The sequence below is a fragment of the Yersinia sp. FDAARGOS_228 genome (genome assembly GCF_002073315.2).
In the GTDB taxonomy this organism is placed as follows: domain Bacteria; phylum Pseudomonadota; class Gammaproteobacteria; order Enterobacterales; family Enterobacteriaceae; genus Yersinia; species Yersinia intermedia.
Map to the genome: position 1 here is coordinate 363,945 of NZ_CP020409.2, position 18,421 is coordinate 382,365.

Below are 18,421 nucleotides of genomic sequence, written 5' to 3' on the forward strand. Positions count from 1 at the left end.
TGGCTGGCTAATCTAGCCAGCTCAACCCAACTTTGCAAGAAAAATATGCAAGATAAATCAGCCTTGACGCTGTTTATGCTTTGGTTCGGCACTGCAGATTACGCGAACGACACCGTTACGCTTAACAATTTTGCAGTTACGACATAATTTCTTGACGGAAGCACGAACTTTCATTTTTACTCTCCGTAACTTCTCAAACATCCCTGAATTAGCGGTTATAGCCTTTCAGGTTTGCTTTCTTCAATGCAGACTCATATTGACTAGACATCATCAGAGTTTGCACTTGAGCCATAAAGTCCATGATGACCACCACTACGATAAGTAGGGAGGTACCACCAAAGTAAAATGGTACTTTCATCGCGTCACGCATGAACTCCGGGATCAGGCAGATGAAAGTAATATACATCGCACCAATTAAGGTTAGACGCGTCATTACTTTATCGATGTACTTCGCCGTTTGCTCTCCCGGACGAATTCCTGGCACGAATGCACCGGACTTCTTCAGGTTATCTGCTGTTTCACGCGGGTTGAACACTAACGCCGTGTAGAAGAAACAGAAGAAGATGATTGCAGACGCATAGAGTAACACATAAAGCGGCTGTCCCGGCTGCAAATACATCGAAATAGTCGTCAGCCAGTTCCAACCTGTCCCGCCCCCAAACCATGATGCAATCGTGGCAGGGAACAGAATTATGCTGGAAGCGAAGATTGCTGGGATAACCCCTGCCATATTCACTTTCAACGGTAAGTGTGTGCTCTGTGCTGCATAAACACGACGACCTTGTTGACGTTTGGCATAGTTAACGACGATACGCCGCTGACCACGTTCAATGAAAACAACGAAGAAGGTTACTGCAAACACTAATACTGCAACCAACAGCAACAGGAGGAAGTGCAGGTCGCCTTGCCGAGCTTGCTCGATGGTATGGGCTATTGCAGGTGGAAGACCAGCAACAATACCAGCAAAGATTATGATTGAAATACCGTTACCGATACCACGCTCAGTAATCTGTTCGCCGAGCCACATTAGGAACATAGTCCCAGTGACCAAGCTAACAACAGCGGTAAAATAGAAAGCAAAGCCTGGATTGATTACCAGACCTTGCATCCCAGGCATATTCGGCAGACCGGTAGCAATACCGATCGATTGGAATATAGCCAATACCAACGTGCCATAGCGGGTGTACTGGCTAATCTTACGACGGCCAGCCTCCCCTTCTTTCTTTATCTCTGCTAACGCTGGATGAACCACCGTTAACAGTTGGATAATAATCGATGCCGAAATATACGGCATGATACCCAAGGCAAAGATAGAAGCACGACTGAGAGCACCACCAGAGAACATGTTAAACATTTCAATGATGGTCCCTCTCTGCTGCTCGAGCAATTTAGCAAGCACAGTGGCATCGATACCAGGAATCGGAATAAAAGAGCCGATACGGAAAACAATAAGCGCACCGATAACAAACAAAAGTCTGCGCTTCAGTTCGCCTAATCCGCCTTTAGCACTTTGAAAATCTAATCCTGGTTGCTTAGCCATCTGCTACTTATTCCTCAATTTTACCGCCAGCAGCTTCGATAGCAGCACGAGCGCCTTTGGTGACACGCAGACCACGAAGAGTTACCGCACGAGTGATTTCGCCTGAAAGCATAACTTTCGCGAACTCAATCTGGGTACCAACAACGTTAGCGGCTTTCAGCGTGTTCAGGTCGATTACGTCGCCTTCCACTAAAGCCAGTTCAGACAGACGAACTTCTGCCGTGATCATAGCTTTGCGAGAGGTGAAGCCGAATTTCGGCAAACGACGATATAAAGGCATCTGACCACCTTCAAAACCACGACGTACGCCACCACCAGAACGTGAGTTCTGACCTTTGTGACCACGACCAGCAGTTTTACCCAGGCCAGAACCGATACCACGACCTACACGCTTCGGCGCATGCTTGGCACCTTCAGCCGGAGACAGAGTATTTAAACGCATCTGTTACTCCTCAACTTTAACCATGTAGGAAACCAAGTTGACCATACCACGCACAGCAGGAGTATCCTCACGCTCTACAGTATGACCAATACGACGCAGACCTAAACCGATCAGAGTTGCCTTATGTTTCGGCAAACGACCGATACTGCTTTTTGTTTGAGTTACTTTAATAGTCTTTGCCATGGTTATTTCCCTAGAATTTCTTCGACGGACTTACCACGCTTAGCAGCGACCATTTCTGGGGATTTCATATCTTCCAGAGCTGCAATAGTTGCACGAACCACGTTGATCGGGTTAGTAGAACCATAGGCCTTGGCCAATACGTTATGAACCCCTGCAACTTCCAAGACGGCGCGCATTGCACCACCGGCGATAATACCGGTACCTTCAGAAGCTGGTTGCATGAATACACGGGAACCTGTGTGAGCACCTTTAACTGGGTGCTGCAGAGTACCGTTATCCAAAGCAACATTAATCATAGCGCGACGGGCTTTTTCCATCGCTTTCTGGATCGCTGCCGGAACTTCGCGTGCTTTGCCGTAGCCAAAACCAACGCGACCGTTACCATCACCAACTACTGTCAGTGCGGTAAAGCTGAAAATACGGCCACCTTTTACGGTTTTAGATACGCGGTTTACCGCGATCAGCTTTTCCTGCAGTTCGCCAGCTTGTTTTTCGATGTGTGACATCTTACACCTCTACCTTAGAACTGAAGGCCAGCTTCACGGGCAGCATCTGCCAGTGCCTGGACTCGACCATGATATTGGAAACCGGAACGGTCAAAGGATACTTTCGTGATCCCTTTTTCCAATGCGCGCTCTGCAACAGCTTTACCTACAGCTGCGGCGGCATCTTTGTTGCCGGCGTACTTCAATTGCTCATTGATAGCTTTTTCTACAGTAGAAGCTGCTACCAAAATTTCTGAACCGTTTGGTGCAATAACCTGCGCGTAAATATGGCGTGGGGTACGATGTACCACCAGGCGAGTCGCACCCAGTTCTTTGAGCTTGCGGCGTGCGCGGGTCGCACGACGGATACGAGCTGCTTTCTTATCCATAGTGTTACCTTACTTCTTCTTAGCCTCTTTGGTACGCACGACTTCGTCGGCGTAACGGACACCCTTGCCTTTATAAGGCTCAGGACGACGGTAGGCACGTAAATCTGCTGCAACCTGACCAATCACCTGCTTATCAGCGCCTTTCAGCACGATTTCAGTTTGGGTCGGGCATTCGGCAGTGATGCCAGCCGGCAATTCATGGTCAACTGGATGAGAGAAGCCTAAAGCTAAATTCACCACGTTGCCTTTAACTGCGGCACGGTAACCTACACCTACCAATTGAAGCTTCTTAGTGAAGCCTTCGGTAACACCAACGACCATTGCATTAAGCAGTGCACGAGTGGTACCCGCTTGGGCCCAACCGTCTACAGCGCCTTCGCGTGGAGCGAAAGTCAGTGTATTTTCTTCTTGCTTAACTTCAACAGCGCTATGGACGGTACGAGTCAGCTCGCCGTTCTTACCCTTAATCGAAATAACCTGACCGTTGAGTTTTACCTCTACGCCGGCAGGAATGACGACGGGTGCTTTTGCAACACGAGACATTCTTTCCTCCCGAATTAAGCTACGTAGCAGATAATCTCGCCACCAAGACCAGCTTGGCGAGCTGCACGATCAGTCATAACACCTTTAGAGGTAGAAACAACAGCGATACCTAAACCGGCCATAACTTTTGGCAGCTCATCTTTTTTCTTATAGATGCGCAGACCTGGACGGCTGATACGTTGAATGCTTTCTACCACTGCCTTACCCTGGAAATACTTAAGTGCTAATTCCAGAACAGGCTTGGCGTCGCCTTCGATTTTAAAATCTTCAATAAAACCTTCTTCCTTCAGAACGTTGGCAATTGCCACTTTCAGCTTGGAGGAAGGCATGGTGACCGCGACTTTGTTTGCGGATTGACCGTTACGGATACGGGTCAGCATATCCGCGATCGGATCTTGCATGCTCATCTGTCTTTACTCCCGTGATTCAATTGGTGACAATTACCAGCTAGCCTTTCTAAGGCCCGGGATTTCACCGCGCATTGCGGTTTCACGGACTTTAATACGGCTCAACCCGAACTTCCGCAAGAAACCATGCGGACGACCAGTTTGGTTGCAGCGGTTACGCTGACGGGACGGGCTGGAATCACGCGGCAGAGACTGCAGCTTCAGAACAGCATTCCAACGATCTTCGTCGGATGAGTTCACACCAGAGATAATAGCTTTTAATTCCTCGCGTTGAGCGCGGTATTTGTTAGCTAGTTTCACGCGAACAACTTCGCGTGCTTTCATTGATTGCTTAGCCATCAGTAACCCTACCTTACTTGCGGAATGGGAATTTAAAAGCAGCCAACAATGCACGGCCTTCATCATCGGATTTCGCAGTAGTGGTAATGGTAATATCCAAACCACGTACACGATCGACTTTATCGTAGTCGATTTCCGGGAAGATGATCTGCTCGCGCACACCCATGCTGTAGTTACCACGACCATCGAATGACTTAGCGGACAAGCCACGGAAGTCACGGATACGAGGTACAGCAATGGTAATCAGACGCTCAAAGAATTCCCACATGCGTTCGCCACGCAGGGTTACTTTACAGCCGATCGGATAGCCCTGACGGATTTTGAAGCCTGCAACAGATTTGCGTGCTTTGGTGATAAACGGCTTTTGACCGGAGATTGCTGCCAAGTCTGCTGCTGCATTGTCCAGCAGTTTCTTGTCAGCGATCGCTTCACCAACACCCATGTTCAGGGTGATCTTCTCGACCCGAGGGACTTGCATGACAGAGTTGTAGCCAAACTGAGACATCAGTTGTTTGACCACCTCGTCTTTGTAGTAATCATGCAGTTTCGCCATCGTATTACTCCAAATTACTTGATAGTTACGCTATTAGATTTAAAGAAACGGACTTTTTTGCCGTCTTCGAATCTAAAGCCTACACGGTCAGCCTTACCGGTTGTCGTGTTGAACAGCGCAAGGTTGGAAACTTGAATTGCAGCTTCTTTTTCAACGATGCCGCCTGGTTGGTTCAGGGCCGGAACCGGCTTCTGATGTTTTTTAACCAGGTTGATACCTTCAACAATGACCTTACCAGCAGACAGGACATTCTTTACTTTACCGCGCTTACCTTTGTCTTTCCCGGTTAGCACGATAACTTCGTCATCACGACGGATTTTCGCTGCCATGGTTCGCTCCTTAGAGTACTTCTGGTGCCAGAGAGATAATTTTCATGAACTTCTCATTACGCAGTTCACGAGTTACCGGCCCAAAAATACGCGTGCCGATTGGCTGCTCGCTGTTATTATTTAAAATAACACAAGCGTTACCATCGAAGCGAATGACAGAACCGTCCGGGCGACGTACACCCTTCTTGGTGCGCACCACTACCGCCTTCAGAACATCGCCTTTCTTCACCTTGCCACGAGGAATTGCTTCCTTGATGGTGATCTTGATGATGTCGCCGATGCCTGCGTAGCGACGGTGCGAGCCACCTAGAACCTTGATACACATTACGCGACGTGCACCGGAGTTGTCGGCCACGGTCAGCATAGTCTGTTCTTGGATCATGTTAGTGCTCCGCTAATGTCAACTACTACTTTAGGACCCAGAATAGGTCGTTTAAAAGCCCCATGAATGAGGGCGCAGCATTATAACACTGCTTCCAAACTATGGGTAGAAAAAATAAACGGCCCACTTTCTGAGCCGTTTATTATGTTCGAGTTGGCTACTCTATTACAGAATCGCTTTCTCTACAACGCGAACAAGCGTCCAAGACTTAGTCTTTGACAGTGGACGGCATTCGCGGATTTCTACCACGTCACCAATACCACATTCATTGTTCTCGTCATGTACATGCAATTTCGTCGTACGACGGATGAATTTCCCATAAATCGGGTGCTTCACCACACGCTCGATAGCAACAACCATGGATTTCTCCATTTTGTCACTAACTACGCGACCTTGCAGAGTACGGATTTGGTCAGTCATTACGCACCCGCCTTTTCAGTCAGTAAAGTCTTAACACGTGCGATATTACGGCGCACTTGTTTCGACAGGTGAGTTTGTTGCAGCTGGCCACTAGCCGCCTGCATGCGCAAATTAAATTGCTCACGCAGCAGGTTGAGCAGCTCAGTGTTCAGCTCTTCAACGCTTTTTTCACGCAGCTCTTGTGCTTTCATTACATCACCGTCTTAGTTACAAAGGTGGTTCCTACAGGCAGTTTCGCTGCTGCGAGCTTAAATGCTTCGCGAGCAGTTTCTTCCGGCACACCAGCCATTTCAAATAAAACTTTTCCTGGCTGGATCAGGGCAACCCAATACTCTACGTTACCCTTACCTTTACCCATACGCACTTCGAGCGGCTTCTCGGTGATCGGCTTGTCCGGGAATACACGGATCCAGACCTTACCTTGACGCTTAATTGCACGTGTCATCGCACGACGGGCTGCTTCGATTTGACGAGCCGTCAGGCGGCAACGGCCACAAGCTTTCAGGCCGAACTCACCGAAGCTAACATCCGTACCTTGCGCAAGGCCACGGTTACGGCCTTTGTGCATCTTACGGAATTTTGTACGCTTTGGTTGTAACATCAGCGATTCTCCTTACTTGCGGCCTTTACGCTGCTGCTTTTTAGGTTGAGCAGCCGGTTCCGGTTGTTCAACAGCAGCCATACCACCCAAGATCTCACCTTTGAAGATCCATACCTTAACGCCGATTACACCATAAGTGGTGTGCGCTTCAGATGTGTTGTAATCGATATCCGCACGCAGTGTATGCAACGGAACACGACCTTCACGGTACCATTCGGTACGCGCGATTTCAGCACCGCCAAGGCGGCCGCTTACTTCAACTTTGATACCTTTAGCGCCAAGACGCATTGCGTTCTGTACAGCACGCTTCATAGCACGACGGAACATAACGCGACGTTCCAGCTGTGAAGTGATGCTGTCAGCAACCAATTTTGCGTCCAGTTCCGGTTTACGGACTTCGGCGATGTTAATCTGTGCAGGAACGCCAGCGATATCCGCTACGACCTTACGCAGTTTTTCGACATCTTCACCTTTCTTGCCGATAACGATGCCAGGACGAGCGGTGTGAATAGTCACACGGATGCTCTTCGCTGGACGCTCGATAACGATGCGAGAAACGGAAGCTTTCGCTAATTCCTTAGTCAGGAATTGGCGAACTTTAAAGTCGCTGTCCAGGTTGTCAGCGAATTCTTTGGTATTTGCGTACCAGGTAGAGTTCCAAGCTTTGACAATACCTAGTCGAATACCATTAGGATGTACTTTCTGACCCATTGCTAGTCTCCAGAGTCTCAGCGATCGGACACAACCACAGTAATGTGGCTGGTGCGCTTCAGGATGCGATCTGCACGACCTTTTGCACGCGGCATAATGCGCTTCATGCTAGGGCCTTCGTCTACGAAGATCTTCGTGACTTTCAGATCATCGATGTCAGCGCCATCGTTGTGTTCTGCGTTAGCAATGGCAGACTCTAGTACCTTCTTAACCAAACCAGCAGCTTTCTTGTTGGTATAGGTCAGAGTTTCCAGAGCTTGCGACACTTTCTTACCGCGAATCAGGTCCGCTACCAAGCGAACCTTCTGAGCAGAAGAACGAGCGTGGCGATGTTTAGCGATAGTTTCCATCTCTTCCTCCTACCTTAGCGCTTTTTAGCCTTTTTATCGGCCGCATGGCCGCGATAAGTACGGGTCGGCGCGAATTCACCCAGTTTGTGACCGACCATTTCATCGGAAACAAAAACGGGAACGTGCTGACGACCATTATGGACAGCGATGGTCAAACCGATCATATTTGGAAAGACCGTTGAACGACGGGACCAAGTCCGAATTGGCTTCTTGTCTCCGCTTTCCACCGCTTTCTCTACCTTCTTCAGCAAGTGCAGGTCAATGAAGGGACCTTTCTTGAGAGAACGTGGCATGGCTTATCCTCTAATTATTTTTTACTACGGCGACGTACGATGAACTTATCAGTACGCTTGTTGCTACGGGTCTTCTTACCTTTGGTTTGAACGCCCCACGGAGTTACCGGGTGCTTACCAAAGTTACGACCTTCACCACCACCGTGTGGGTGATCTACCGGGTTCATCGCCGTACCGCGAACGGTAGGACGAATACCACGCCAACGACTAGCACCTGCTTTACCCAGCACACGCAGCATGTGTTCAGCGTTACCGACTTCACCTAAGGTGGCGCGGCAATCAGCTTGAACTTTGCGCATTTCGCCGGAGCGCAGACGCAGAGTAACGTAGGAACCGTCACGAGCAACGATCTGAACGTATGCACCAGCAGAACGAGCCAATTGGCCGCCTTTACCTGGTTTCATTTCTACGTTATGAACCGTTGAACCAACTGGGATGTTACGCATAGGCAGGGTGTTACCTGCTTTAATTGCAGCATCAACGCCAGATTGAATCTGGTCACCAGCTTTCAGGCCTTTTGGCGCCAGGATATAACGGCGTTCGCCGTCTTTGTACAGAACCAGCGCGATATTCGCGGAACGGTTCGGATCGTACTCCAGACGCTCAACCACAGCAGGGATACCATCTTTGTTGCGTTTGAAGTCAACCAGACGATAATGTTGCTTGTGGCCACCACCGATATGACGGGTAGTGATACGGCCATTGTTGTTACGGCCACCGCTTTTGCTTAATTTCTCAAGCAACGGGGCATAAGGCTTACCCTTATGCAACTCCTGGTTAACCACTTTAACAACGTGGCGACGACCCGGAGATGTAGGTTTACATTTAACAATTGCCATTGTTTTACTCCTCCGACTTACTCTGCGCCGCCGATGAAGTCCAGGTTCTGGCCTTCTTTCAGGGTGACGTAAGCTTTTTTCCAGTCGCTACGACGACCAACACGCTGACCGTGACGCTTACTCTTGCCTTTAACCAGCAAGGTGTTAACGTCTTCGACTTCGACTTCAAACAGTTTCTGCACTGCAGCTTTAATTTCTGCTTTGGTCGCGTCTTTGGCAACTTTGAGAACGATGGTGTTATTCTTTTCCATCGCAGCGGACGCTTTTTCAGATACATGCGGCGCGCGCAGTACTTTCAGCAGACGTTCTTCACGAATCATGCCAGCATCTCCTCAACTTGCTTCACAGCATCAGCAGTCATAACCACTTTGTCGAAGGCGATCAGGCTAACTGGGTCGATACCGGCTACATCGCGAACGTCAACCTTGTACAGGTTGCGAGCTGCCAAGAACAAGTTCTCGTCCAGTTCACCCGTTACGATCAGCACATCTTCCAGAGCCATATCTTTCAGTTTCTGCGCCAGCAACTTAGTTTTAGGTGCTTCAACAGAGAACTTTTCGACAATGATCAGACGATCTTGACGTACCAATTCGGACAGAATGCTTTTCAGCGCGCCGCGGTACATCTTTTTATTTACTTTCTGACTGTGATCCTGAGGCTTCGCAGCAAAGGTCACACCACCTGAACGCCAGATTGGGCTCTTTACAGAACCTGCACGCGCACGGCCGGTGCCTTTCTGGCGCCACGGTTTCTTACCGGAACCTGTTACTTCAGCACGGGTCTTCTGAGCACGAGTACCTTGACGGGCACCTGCTGCGTAAGCAACAACAACCTGATGTACAAGCGCTTCATTGAAATCACGCCCGAAGGTAGTTTCGGAAACAGTCAGCGCGCCTTGCGCGTCTTTCATTACCAATTCCATTCCTATCTCCTCGACGTTACGCCTTGACAGCCGGTTTTACGATCAGGTTGCCACCGGTTGCTCCCGGTACAGCGCCCTTGACCAGCAGTAGGTTGCGCTCAGCGTCAACACGTACTACATCCAGGCTTTGAACAGTTACACGTTCATCACCCATATGGCCTGCCATTTTCTTGCCTTTAAACACTTTGCCCGGAGTCTGGTTCTGACCGATAGAACCCGGAGCGCGGTGAGACAAGGAGTTACCATGGGTAGCATCTTGGGTACGGAAGTTCCAGCGCTTAACAGTACCGGCAAAACCTTTACCTTTAGACGTACCTGTAACGTCGACTTTCTTAACGTCTGCAAAAATTTCGACGCTAATTTCTTGACCAGCAGTGAATTCTTGACCTTCTGGAAGGCGGAATTCCCACAGACCACGGCCAGCTTCTACGCCAGCTTTAGCGAAATGACCCGCTTCTGGTTTAGTAACGCGGTTAGCTTTTTTAGCACCGGTAGTTACTTGCACAGCACGGTATCCGTCGTTCTCCAGGCTTTTGACCTGAGTTACGCGGTTCGCTTCAATTTCGATAACAGTTACTGGGATTGAAACGCCATCTTCAGTGAAGATACGCGTCATGCCCACTTTCTTACCGACTAAACCAATCATTGTTTCAACCTCTCAATCGCTCAATGACCTGATTAACCCAGGCTGATCTGCACGTCTACACCGGCAGCCAGATCCAGACGCATCAGAGCATCAACGGTTTTCTCGGTTGGCTCAACGATGTCAACTAGACGCTTGTGAGTGCGAATCTCGTACTGATCGCGCGCATCTTTATTGACGTGCGGAGAGATCAGAACGGTAAAGCGCTCTTTGCGAGTTGGCAGCGGGATCGGACCACGAACCTGCGCACCAGTGCGCTTGGCAGTCTCGACGATTTCCGCAGTTGATTGATCGATCAAACGATGATCAAACGCTTTCAGGCGGATACGGATTCTTTGGTTCTGCATGAGACCAGAGCTCCAATTATTTATAAACGTAAATGATTACTCCTCGCACCCATTTCGATTGATGGGGGAGTGTAATCGTTCAACATATAACCCCCATATCGGGAGTATTGTTCAGTAACAGCACTAGGCTATGACTGACAGATTAGTTTCAATCTGGCCCACCAAGATTAGGTAGGCCCGCGCATTATACGTAAATACCAGCAGGAAGCAAGCCGGTGTTGGAAATCTATGCAAAAACTTAGCAGATAATTTAATTAAGGGGATATAAGGTTAATTTAGGTGGTAGGAATGAAAAAAAGAGTGAGTCCAAGAAGGATTCTCACTCTTTTTGACTGAATAATATCATGGTTAATAAACAAGCTATCTTGCGAGGATTTAGTCTTTTGCCAACTGCGCTTGAGAGTAGTTTTGTATACCTAAACGCTCAATCAGGCTCAGTTCTGTTTCGAGCCAGTCAATATGGCCTTCTTCGTCAGCAAGAATTTCTTTCAATAAATCGCGACTAACATAATCATGAATAGAATCAGCGTAAGCGATGCCTTCACGCAGATCCTTCGCACCGGCTAACTCAAGTGCTAAATCTGATTTCAGAATTTCCTCAACATCTTCACCAATATTCAACTTACCCAAGTCCTGTAGGTTAGGGATACCTTCGAGGAATAAAATGCGCTCGATGTATTTATCGGCATGCTTCATTTCGTCTATGGATTCGTGATACTCCTTATCATTAAGGCGCATCAGCCCCCAGTTTTTAAACATCCGGGCATGGAGAAAATATTGATTGATGGCAACCAGCTCGTTTCCGAGTAGTTTATTAAGGTGTGCAATTATCTTTTTATCGCCTTTCATAAGTATACCCTCCGCTTCCAGTACTCAAAGTGTAGTACCAGATGGCAAAGTATGGGGAAAACTTATCCCTGCTAACTATTAGGCAACATCATTCATTTCTGGAATATTCGCGCGCTCCTCAATCAGTATCTCTCTGGCCTGTCGGATGCACTTACCGCAGTCTGTACCAATGGGTACCAATTGACGCAGTTGTTTAATGGTATGTGGATGGTGCTGACGTACAGCTTTACGGATAACTTTGTCAGATACCGCATTACACAGGCAAACGTACATAGAGAGACTCACTTCTTGACCAGTCCCTTAAGTGTAAATAAGAATGCGTGTTATTTCAATTGAGATTATTAGCTTTATAAATAAAAAAGGGTGCCGAAGCACCCTTTATGACTTGATCAATAAAATAATTAATCAGTAAAGCAATTAAGCGATAACTTTAGCAACAACACCAGCGCCTACAGTACGGCCGCCTTCACGGATTGCGAAACGCAGGCCGTCGTCCATTGCGATTGGGTGAATCAGGGTAACAACCATGTTCACGTTATCACCAGGCATTACCATTTCAACGCCTTCTGGCAGTTCGATGGTACCGGTTACGTCAGTTGTACGGAAGTAGAACTGAGGACGGTAGCCTTTGAAGAACGGAGTATGACGGCCGCCTTCGTCTTTGCTCAGAATATAAACTTCTGAATCAAAGGTAGTGTGTGGTTTGATAGAACCTGGTTTAGCCAGAACCTGACCACGTTCGATATCTTCACGTTTGATACCACGCAGCAGAACACCAACGTTCTCACCAGCACGGCCTTCGTCCAGCAGTTTGCGGAACATTTCAACGCCAGTACAAGTAGATTTAACAGTATCTTTGATACCAACGATCTCTACTTCTTCACCAACTTTAACGATACCGCGCTCTACACGACCAGTTACAACAGTACCACGGCCTGAGATAGAGAATACGTCTTCGATTGGCAGCAAGAATGGCTTATCGATAGCACGTTCTGGCAGTGGAATATAGGTATCCAATGCTTCAGCCAGTTCGATAATTTTTGCTTCCCACTCAGGAACGCCTTCCAGTGCTTTCAGAGCTGAGCCCTTGATTACTGGAATGTCGTCGCCTGGGAAATCGTAAGCAGAAAGAAGTTCACGAACTTCCATTTCTACCAGTTCCAGCAGCTCTTCATCGTCAACCATGTCACATTTGTTCATGAATACGATCATGTATGGAACGCCAACCTGGCGACCCAACAGGATGTGCTCACGAGTCTGTGGCATAGGACCGTCAGTTGCAGCAACAACCAAGATCGCGCCGTCCATCTGAGCAGCACCGGTGATCATGTTTTTAACGTAGTCGGCGTGTCCTGGGCAGTCAACGTGCGCATAGTGACGAGTCGGGGTGTCATATTCAACGTGAGAAGTGTTGATGGTGATACCACGAGCTTTTTCTTCTGGTGCGTTATCAATCTGATCGAAAGCACGAGCGCTACCGCCGTAGGTTTTAGCCAGAACGGTGGTGATTGCTGCAGTCAGGGTAGTTTTACCATGGTCAACGTGGCCGATAGTACCTACGTTTACATGGGGTTTGTTACGTTCAAATTTTTCTTTAGACACGACTATATTCCTTACTCTTGTGCTCTCCCACTTATGAGAGAGCACTGGATCATTGTTTTAAACCCGAAAGCTTATTTGCCACGGGCTTCGATAACGGCTTTAGCGACGTTACTAGGTGCTTCAGCATACTCCAGGAATTCCATGGAGTAAGAAGCACGGCCCTGAGTCTGAGAACGCAGGTCAGTAGCATAACCGAACATTTCAGACAACGGAACCTTGACGCGAACGGTTTTACCGGTAGCAGTATCTTCCATACCTTCGATGATACCGCGACGACGGTTAAGGTCGCCCATTACGTCACCCATGTAATCTTCAGGGGTTTCGACTTCAACCTTCATTATTGGCTCAAGCAGAACTGGTTTAGCTCGTTTGAAACCTTCTTTAAAGGCGATAGAACCGGCTAATTTAAATGCCAATTCTGAGGAGTCAACGTCATGGTAAGAACCGTAGTGCAGACGGATTTTAACGTCAACAACCGGATAACCAGCCAGAGGACCGGATTTCAGTTGTTCCTGGATACCTTTATCAACAGCAGGGATGAACTCTTTAGGAATAGAACCACCAACGATTTCGTTGACGAATTCATATCCAGCGCCACCCGGTGGTAACGGAGACATGTCGATAACAACATGACCGTACTGACCACGACCGCCTGACTGCTTAGCGTGCTTACCTTCCACGTCCTTAACGGTATCGCGGATAGTTTCACGGTATGCAACCTGAGGTTTACCGACGTTTGCTTCCACGTTAAATTCGCGGCGCATACGGTCAACCAGGATATCCAAGTGCAACTCACCCATACCAGCGATGATAGTCTGACCAGATTCTTCGTCAGTCCACACGCGGAATGATGGATCTTCTTTTGCCAGACGACCCAGAGCCATACCCATTTTTTCTTGGTCGGCTTTGGTTTTTGGTTCAACAGCAACAGAGATTACTGGTTCTGGGAACTCCATACGTTCCAAGATGATCGGACTAGCTGGGTCACACAGGGTGTCACCCGTCGTCACGTCTTTCAGACCGATCGCTGCTGCGATGTCGCCAGCACGAACTTCTTTGATCTCTTCACGTTTGTTAGCGTGCATCTGTACGATACGGCCCAGACGCTCACGCTGTGAACGCACTGAGTTCAACACGGTGTCACCGGAGTTAACCACACCAGAGTACACACGGAAGAACGTCAGGTTACCCACAAACGGGTCGGTAGCAATTTTGAATGCCAATGCAGAGAACGGCTCTTTGTCGTCTGAATGACGAACAGCCGGAGTATCTTTACCATCGTCCAAAATACCGTTGATTGCTTCAACGTCAGTTGGTGCTGGCAGATAGTCGATAACTGCATCGAGCATTGCCTGTACGCCTTTGTTTTTAAACGCAGAACCACAGGTAACCAAGATAACTTCGTTGCGCAGAACACGTTGACGCAGAGCTTTCTTGATTTCGACTTCGGTCAGCTCTTCGCCGCCCAAGTATTTGTCCATCAGCTCTTCAGACGCTTCTGCAGCAGACTCAACCAGATTCTGGTGCCATTCAGCAGCCAGCTCAACCATATCAGCAGGGATCTCTTCGTATTCGAAGGTCACGCCCTGATCAGCTTCGTTCCAGTTGATCGCTTTCATTTTCACCAGGTCGATAATACCGGTGAATTTCTCTTCCGCGCCGATTGCCAGTTGCAATGGAACTGGTGTCGCGCCCAGACGAGATTTAATCTGACCAACAACTTTCAGGAAGTTAGCACCCATGCGGTCCATTTTGTTAACGAACGCAATGCGTGGAACTTTATATTTATTAGCCTGACGCCATACGGTCTCAGACTGTGGCTGAACACCACCAACTGCACAGTAAACCATTACCGCGCCGTCAAGAACACGCATGGAACGTTCTACTTCGATGGTGAAGTCAACGTGCCCAGGGGTGTCAATGATATTGACGTGATGTGGTTCGTACTGTTTAGCCATACCAGACCAGAAGCAGGTAGTAGCCGCAGAAGTAATGGTAATACCACGCTCCTGCTCCTGTTCCATCCAGTCCATGGTGGCTGCGCCGTCATGAACTTCACCGATCTTATGGTTTACACCGGTGTAAAACAGGATACGTTCGGTAGTGGTTGTCTTACCGGCGTCGATGTGGGCGCTGATACCGATATTACGATAGCGCTCAATGGGTGTTTTACGAGCCATTTGATTCCTCTATTGCCTTAGGCGTTCATTCGGTTAACCATGCGGGTTGACTGTTAAAGCGCCCGCATGGTTAGCATAGCTACTGCGTGGTAATTACCAGCGGTAGTGCGCGAACGCCTTGTTAGCTTCGGCCATACGGTGAACGTCTTCACGTTTCTTAACAGCAGAACCTTTGTTCTCTGCTGCGTCAGACAGTTCATTCGCCAAGCGCAAAGCCATGGATTTATCACCGCGTTTACGAGCAGCATCAACGATCCAACGCATTGCCAAGGCATTACGACGAACCGGACGAACTTCAACTGGTACCTGATAAGTAGAACCACCAACGCGGCGAGACTTAACTTCGACAGTCGGGCGCACGTTATCCAGAGCTACTTCGAAAGCTTCCAGAAAATCTTTACCAGAACGCTGAGCCAGGGTTTCCAGCGCGGTATAGACGATTGCTTCTGCAGTAGATTTTTTACCATCTACCATCAGGATATTTACAAATTTAGCCAGCAATTCAGATCCGAACTTAGGATCTGGCAAAATTTTACGCTGACCAATTACACGACGACGTGGCATGGAAATACTCCGTTGTTAATTCAGGGTTGTCCAAAACTCTAAGAGTTTATTTTGACATTAATGTGAAAATGTTTGGCCTTACTTAACGGAGAACCATTAAGCCTTTGGCTTCTTCACGCCGTACTTAGAACGTGATTGCTTACGGTCTTTAACACCTGAGCAGTCAAGCGCGCCGCGAACGGTGTGGTAACGCACACCTGGCAAGTCTTTTACACGACCGCCACGGATCAGGATCACGGAGTGTTCCTGTAGGTTATGACCTTCACCGCCGATGTAGGAGGTGACTTCAAAACCGTTAGTTAAACGCACACGGCAAACTTTACGCAGTGCGGAGTTAGGTTTTTTCGGGGTGGTAGTATATACGCGGGTACATACACCACGTTTCTGCGGGCATGCTTCCAGCGCAGGAACGTTGCTTTTAGCAACCTTCATGCTGCGTGGCTTGCGAACCAGCTGGTTAATCGTTGCCATTATTAAAAAAGCTCCTGGTTTTTTGCTTCGTAAACACGTGATAAATCCCCCTCGTTTGCACGACTGGCAGAGAACGAGGACGCAGAATTTTATGGCTGACTATCTAAGGTGTCAAGAAATATACAGCATTGACTGCATTACCATGCCAGTTGTTGCTGATGTTTTAGGGTCAAATCCACGAAGTGAGTATAGCCGATTAGCGTCGCGCTGTCTGAAATTTGACCAGACAAACCACGTGCAATAACGTCATCTTCTAACACAAAGAAGGAAGCTGGGTTATTTAACAATAGCTTAAGACTTTCACTGTTTTTCAAAACAGTCATAACACCATCTTGCAGAAAGAGAATCTCATCTTCGGATGTGACTAATCTCAGCAAAGCAGATAAATCGCAACGATAAGGAGAATGACTGACGGTATACAGCATTATAGCGACCCAAATCCCATTAAAAAGTCAGCACAACATCATAAGTTGCCAGTTGGCGGTGTAAATTTACCGGAGATAATACCTCGACATCAAGGATCCAGTTCGTCACACCACTCAACCCACGTTGCTCTATTGAGGCTTCGCAGATATAACAATTCTCAACATCGTACAGGGGTAAGACACCGAAAGTGGCAATATAGTTTCTGGCGAGAATGATTTCCGGTTGTTGTTGCGGTAATAGCTGCAAAACACCATCTGACAGAAAGAATACGCCTAAATCTTCGCTCAATGCCGATGTAGCCAGTAAGGCATCCAACCCTTCCCGCCCCGCCGAATTGCCGTGCGGACCTTGGGTGAAAACAAACGCGACACGGTTCATTGCCATTAAAATTGCACCATCCGGTCACACGTCAATGCAGCTTCAGCTAACGCACCCAAGCCCGTTAAGGTAAAACCCGGTTGCAGATTTGCCACAGCCAAATTGAGTTGGTTAGCTTCGTGTTGGTCGGTTACACCACGGCGCAATGCCGCCGCTACACACACATTCAACATAACAGCATGCTTAGCCGCCAATTGCTGCCATGCCCTTACCAAGTCAAATTCGTCACTGGCTGGGGCGGTCAATTGGTTCGCATTCAGCACACCTTCGCGGTAAAAGAAAACACTGACCAAGTGATGACCTGAATTTATGAGGGCTTGCGCAAATTGATAGGCACTGCTGGCCTGCTGCGTACCATAAGCAGGCCCGGTGACCATAAGACAATATCTTTTCACGCCAGGCATTAACGGTCGTGCCCTACAAGGTCGCCACTTTTGAATTGGCGAATGTAGAGATAGACGGTGTGCTTAGAGATATTAAGCCGTTCAGCAACCTGATTAATGGCATCTTTGATATCAAAAATGCCCTTTTCATAAAGATTAAGTACCACTTGGCGGTTTTTCGCATTGTTAGAAACATTGCGGTCCGCATTGACTTCTTCGATAGTAAATTCAAGTGTTTGTGCCACCAAATCATCAACGGATGAGGCAAAGTTAACCGAAGAAGCAACCTCCTGCGTTTCCGGCGGCATAAACGTCTGGATGATTTGTGAGAAAGGCACATCCAGATTCATGTTGATACACAACAAGCCAATAACGCGCTGGTCACGGTTACGGATAGCGATAGTGACTGATTTCATCAGCACACCACTCTTGGCTCGGGTGAAATAAGCTCTTGAAACACTGCTGTCAGCACCAGCCATATCGTGCAACATCCGCAGAGCCAAGTCTGTTATCGGTGAGCCAATTTGCCTTCCCGTGTGTTCGCCATTCGCAATTCTTACCGCAGAGCTTTTCAGATCTTCCAGTGAGTGCAGGACAATTTCACAGTGGCCGCCAATAAGCATAGCTAAGCCATCAACGACGGCTTCGTATGATTTTAGTATTTCATGGTCCGTCTGACTGAACGGACGTTCATCCAGTAAATCCAGTTCACTGGTTTCGCTACTGAGAAGCGAATTAGACATCGAAGACACCATCCTCTAGGTAAAGCCTGTCTCAATATCGTTGGCAGACTCATAACTCAATATCTTAGATTTTAAGTCTAGCAAATATGCTGAGATAAAATCCTTGT

Annotated in this window: 33 protein-coding genes; all 33 read right to left on the reverse strand. The window is 48.1% G+C overall.

What is annotated here, in order from left to right; all coding sequences use genetic code 11:
* Positions 1-57 precede the first annotated feature (57 nt).
* Positions 58-174: a 50S ribosomal protein L36 gene (gene rpmJ, locus A6J67_RS01680; protein WP_002227352.1), complete on the reverse strand. Its 117-nt coding sequence runs from the start codon at positions 172-174 to the stop codon at positions 58-60.
* A 34-nt stretch (positions 175-208) separates the two neighbouring features.
* Entirely contained in the window at positions 209-1,540 is a 1,332-nt protein-coding gene (gene secY, locus A6J67_RS01685) for a preprotein translocase subunit SecY (protein WP_002213344.1), read from the reverse strand.
* Between the two features lie 7 nt (positions 1,541-1,547).
* Entirely contained in the window at positions 1,548-1,982 is a 435-nt protein-coding gene (gene rplO, locus A6J67_RS01690) for a 50S ribosomal protein L15 (RefSeq protein ID WP_004391411.1), read from the reverse strand.
* A 3-nt stretch (positions 1,983-1,985) separates the two neighbouring features.
* Positions 1,986-2,165 carry a 50S ribosomal protein L30 gene (gene rpmD, locus A6J67_RS01695; RefSeq protein WP_002213339.1) on the reverse strand — a complete coding sequence of 60 codons (180 nt, stop codon included), beginning with the start codon at positions 2,163-2,165 and terminating at the stop codon, positions 1,986-1,988.
* Between the two features lie 2 nt (positions 2,166-2,167).
* Positions 2,168-2,671, reverse strand: coding sequence for a 30S ribosomal protein S5 (rpsE, locus tag A6J67_RS01700; protein WP_004391412.1), 504 nt, complete (start codon positions 2,669-2,671; stop codon positions 2,168-2,170).
* A gap of 14 nt (positions 2,672-2,685) precedes the next feature.
* Complete coding sequence (gene rplR, locus A6J67_RS01705; RefSeq protein WP_004391413.1) at positions 2,686-3,039, reverse strand: 50S ribosomal protein L18; 354 nt, start codon at positions 3,037-3,039, stop codon at positions 2,686-2,688.
* A 9-nt stretch (positions 3,040-3,048) separates the two neighbouring features.
* Positions 3,049-3,582 carry a 50S ribosomal protein L6 gene (gene rplF, locus A6J67_RS01710; RefSeq protein ID WP_004391415.1) on the reverse strand — a complete coding sequence of 178 codons (534 nt, stop codon included), beginning with the start codon at positions 3,580-3,582 and terminating at the stop codon, positions 3,049-3,051.
* Positions 3,583-3,596: 14 nt separating this feature from the next.
* On the reverse strand, positions 3,597-3,989 hold the full coding sequence (gene rpsH / locus A6J67_RS01715; protein WP_005186256.1) for a 30S ribosomal protein S8: 393 nt from the start codon (positions 3,987-3,989) through the stop codon (positions 3,597-3,599).
* A gap of 33 nt (positions 3,990-4,022) precedes the next feature.
* Entirely contained in the window at positions 4,023-4,328 is a 306-nt protein-coding gene (gene rpsN, locus A6J67_RS01720) for a 30S ribosomal protein S14 (protein WP_032906605.1), read from the reverse strand.
* Between the two features lie 13 nt (positions 4,329-4,341).
* A complete protein-coding gene (gene rplE, locus A6J67_RS01725; RefSeq protein WP_004391419.1) occupies positions 4,342-4,881 on the reverse strand; it encodes a 50S ribosomal protein L5 in 540 nt (179 codons plus the stop codon).
* 14 nt (positions 4,882-4,895) lie between these two features.
* Positions 4,896-5,210: a 50S ribosomal protein L24 gene (rplX, locus tag A6J67_RS01730; protein ID WP_005186249.1), complete on the reverse strand. Its 315-nt coding sequence runs from the start codon at positions 5,208-5,210 to the stop codon at positions 4,896-4,898.
* 10 nt (positions 5,211-5,220) lie between these two features.
* Complete coding sequence (gene rplN, locus A6J67_RS01735) at positions 5,221-5,592, reverse strand: 50S ribosomal protein L14 (RefSeq protein WP_032906604.1); 372 nt, start codon at positions 5,590-5,592, stop codon at positions 5,221-5,223.
* Positions 5,593-5,757: 165 nt separating this feature from the next.
* Entirely contained in the window at positions 5,758-6,012 is a 255-nt protein-coding gene (rpsQ, locus tag A6J67_RS01740; protein WP_002228135.1) for a 30S ribosomal protein S17, read from the reverse strand.
* Positions 6,012-6,203: a 50S ribosomal protein L29 gene (gene rpmC, locus A6J67_RS01745; protein WP_005159843.1), complete on the reverse strand. Its 192-nt coding sequence runs from the start codon at positions 6,201-6,203 to the stop codon at positions 6,012-6,014. Before rpmC ends, rpsQ begins: the two co-directional genes overlap by 1 nt.
* Positions 6,203-6,613, reverse strand: a complete 411-nt coding sequence (gene rplP / locus A6J67_RS01750; RefSeq protein WP_002218940.1) for a 50S ribosomal protein L16 — start codon at positions 6,611-6,613, stop codon at positions 6,203-6,205. The genes rpmC and rplP overlap by 1 nt, the downstream gene beginning before the upstream one ends.
* A 12-nt stretch (positions 6,614-6,625) precedes the next feature.
* Positions 6,626-7,324: a 30S ribosomal protein S3 gene (gene rpsC, locus A6J67_RS01755; protein ID WP_002221644.1), complete on the reverse strand. Its 699-nt coding sequence runs from the start codon at positions 7,322-7,324 to the stop codon at positions 6,626-6,628.
* 17 nt (positions 7,325-7,341) lie between these two features.
* Positions 7,342-7,674, reverse strand: a complete 333-nt coding sequence (gene rplV, locus A6J67_RS01760) for a 50S ribosomal protein L22 (RefSeq protein ID WP_002223844.1) — start codon at positions 7,672-7,674, stop codon at positions 7,342-7,344.
* A gap of 14 nt (positions 7,675-7,688) precedes the next feature.
* Positions 7,689-7,967 carry a 30S ribosomal protein S19 gene (rpsS, locus tag A6J67_RS01765; RefSeq protein ID WP_002213430.1) on the reverse strand — a complete coding sequence of 93 codons (279 nt, stop codon included), beginning with the start codon at positions 7,965-7,967 and terminating at the stop codon, positions 7,689-7,691.
* A gap of 14 nt (positions 7,968-7,981) precedes the next feature.
* The gene (gene rplB, locus A6J67_RS01770; protein ID WP_005186240.1) at positions 7,982-8,806 is read right to left on the reverse strand and encodes a 50S ribosomal protein L2; all 825 of its coding nucleotides are present in this window, start codon (positions 8,804-8,806) and stop codon (positions 7,982-7,984) included.
* 17 nt (positions 8,807-8,823) lie between these two features.
* Positions 8,824-9,126 (reverse strand): 50S ribosomal protein L23, encoded by a 303-nt coding sequence (gene rplW / locus A6J67_RS01775; protein ID WP_005159841.1) that lies wholly within the window; start codon positions 9,124-9,126, stop codon positions 8,824-8,826.
* The gene (gene rplD, locus A6J67_RS01780; protein WP_004702326.1) at positions 9,123-9,728 is read right to left on the reverse strand and encodes a 50S ribosomal protein L4; all 606 of its coding nucleotides are present in this window, start codon (positions 9,726-9,728) and stop codon (positions 9,123-9,125) included. The genes rplW and rplD overlap by 4 nt, the downstream gene beginning before the upstream one ends.
* Before the next feature lie 16 nt (positions 9,729-9,744).
* A complete protein-coding gene (gene rplC, locus A6J67_RS01785; protein ID WP_005186238.1) occupies positions 9,745-10,374 on the reverse strand; it encodes a 50S ribosomal protein L3 in 630 nt (209 codons plus the stop codon).
* 32 nt (positions 10,375-10,406) lie between these two features.
* Positions 10,407-10,718: a 30S ribosomal protein S10 gene (rpsJ, locus tag A6J67_RS01790; protein ID WP_001181005.1), complete on the reverse strand. Its 312-nt coding sequence runs from the start codon at positions 10,716-10,718 to the stop codon at positions 10,407-10,409.
* Positions 10,719-11,093: 375 nt separating this feature from the next.
* Entirely contained in the window at positions 11,094-11,567 is a 474-nt protein-coding gene (gene bfr, locus A6J67_RS01795) for a bacterioferritin (protein ID WP_005174628.1), read from the reverse strand.
* Positions 11,568-11,645: 78 nt separating this feature from the next.
* Positions 11,646-11,840, reverse strand: coding sequence for a bacterioferritin-associated ferredoxin (gene bfd, locus A6J67_RS01800; RefSeq protein WP_005186233.1), 195 nt, complete (start codon positions 11,838-11,840; stop codon positions 11,646-11,648).
* A gap of 144 nt (positions 11,841-11,984) precedes the next feature.
* A complete protein-coding gene (gene tuf / locus A6J67_RS01805; RefSeq protein WP_005186230.1) occupies positions 11,985-13,169 on the reverse strand; it encodes an elongation factor Tu in 1,185 nt (394 codons plus the stop codon).
* Positions 13,170-13,240: 71 nt separating this feature from the next.
* The gene (gene fusA / locus A6J67_RS01815; protein WP_005186225.1) at positions 13,241-15,349 is read right to left on the reverse strand and encodes an elongation factor G; all 2,109 of its coding nucleotides are present in this window, start codon (positions 15,347-15,349) and stop codon (positions 13,241-13,243) included.
* A 93-nt stretch (positions 15,350-15,442) separates the two neighbouring features.
* Positions 15,443-15,913 (reverse strand): 30S ribosomal protein S7, encoded by a 471-nt coding sequence (rpsG, locus tag A6J67_RS01820; RefSeq protein ID WP_002212324.1) that lies wholly within the window; start codon positions 15,911-15,913, stop codon positions 15,443-15,445.
* Positions 15,914-16,009: 96 nt separating this feature from the next.
* The gene (rpsL, locus tag A6J67_RS01825) at positions 16,010-16,384 is read right to left on the reverse strand and encodes a 30S ribosomal protein S12 (protein ID WP_002212323.1); all 375 of its coding nucleotides are present in this window, start codon (positions 16,382-16,384) and stop codon (positions 16,010-16,012) included.
* Between the two features lie 137 nt (positions 16,385-16,521).
* Positions 16,522-16,809 (reverse strand): sulfurtransferase complex subunit TusB, encoded by a 288-nt coding sequence (tusB, locus tag A6J67_RS01830; protein WP_005186220.1) that lies wholly within the window; start codon positions 16,807-16,809, stop codon positions 16,522-16,524.
* Between the two features lie 19 nt (positions 16,810-16,828).
* Positions 16,829-17,194 carry a sulfurtransferase complex subunit TusC gene (gene tusC / locus A6J67_RS01835; protein WP_005186219.1) on the reverse strand — a complete coding sequence of 122 codons (366 nt, stop codon included), beginning with the start codon at positions 17,192-17,194 and terminating at the stop codon, positions 16,829-16,831.
* A complete protein-coding gene (gene tusD, locus A6J67_RS01840; protein WP_050073719.1) occupies positions 17,194-17,592 on the reverse strand; it encodes a sulfurtransferase complex subunit TusD in 399 nt (132 codons plus the stop codon). Before tusD ends, tusC begins: the two co-directional genes overlap by 1 nt.
* Positions 17,592-18,314, reverse strand: coding sequence for a transcriptional regulator (locus A6J67_RS01845; protein ID WP_032906602.1), 723 nt, complete (start codon positions 18,312-18,314; stop codon positions 17,592-17,594). The genes tusD and A6J67_RS01845 overlap by 1 nt, the downstream gene beginning before the upstream one ends.
* Positions 18,315-18,421: the final 107 nt, after the last annotated feature.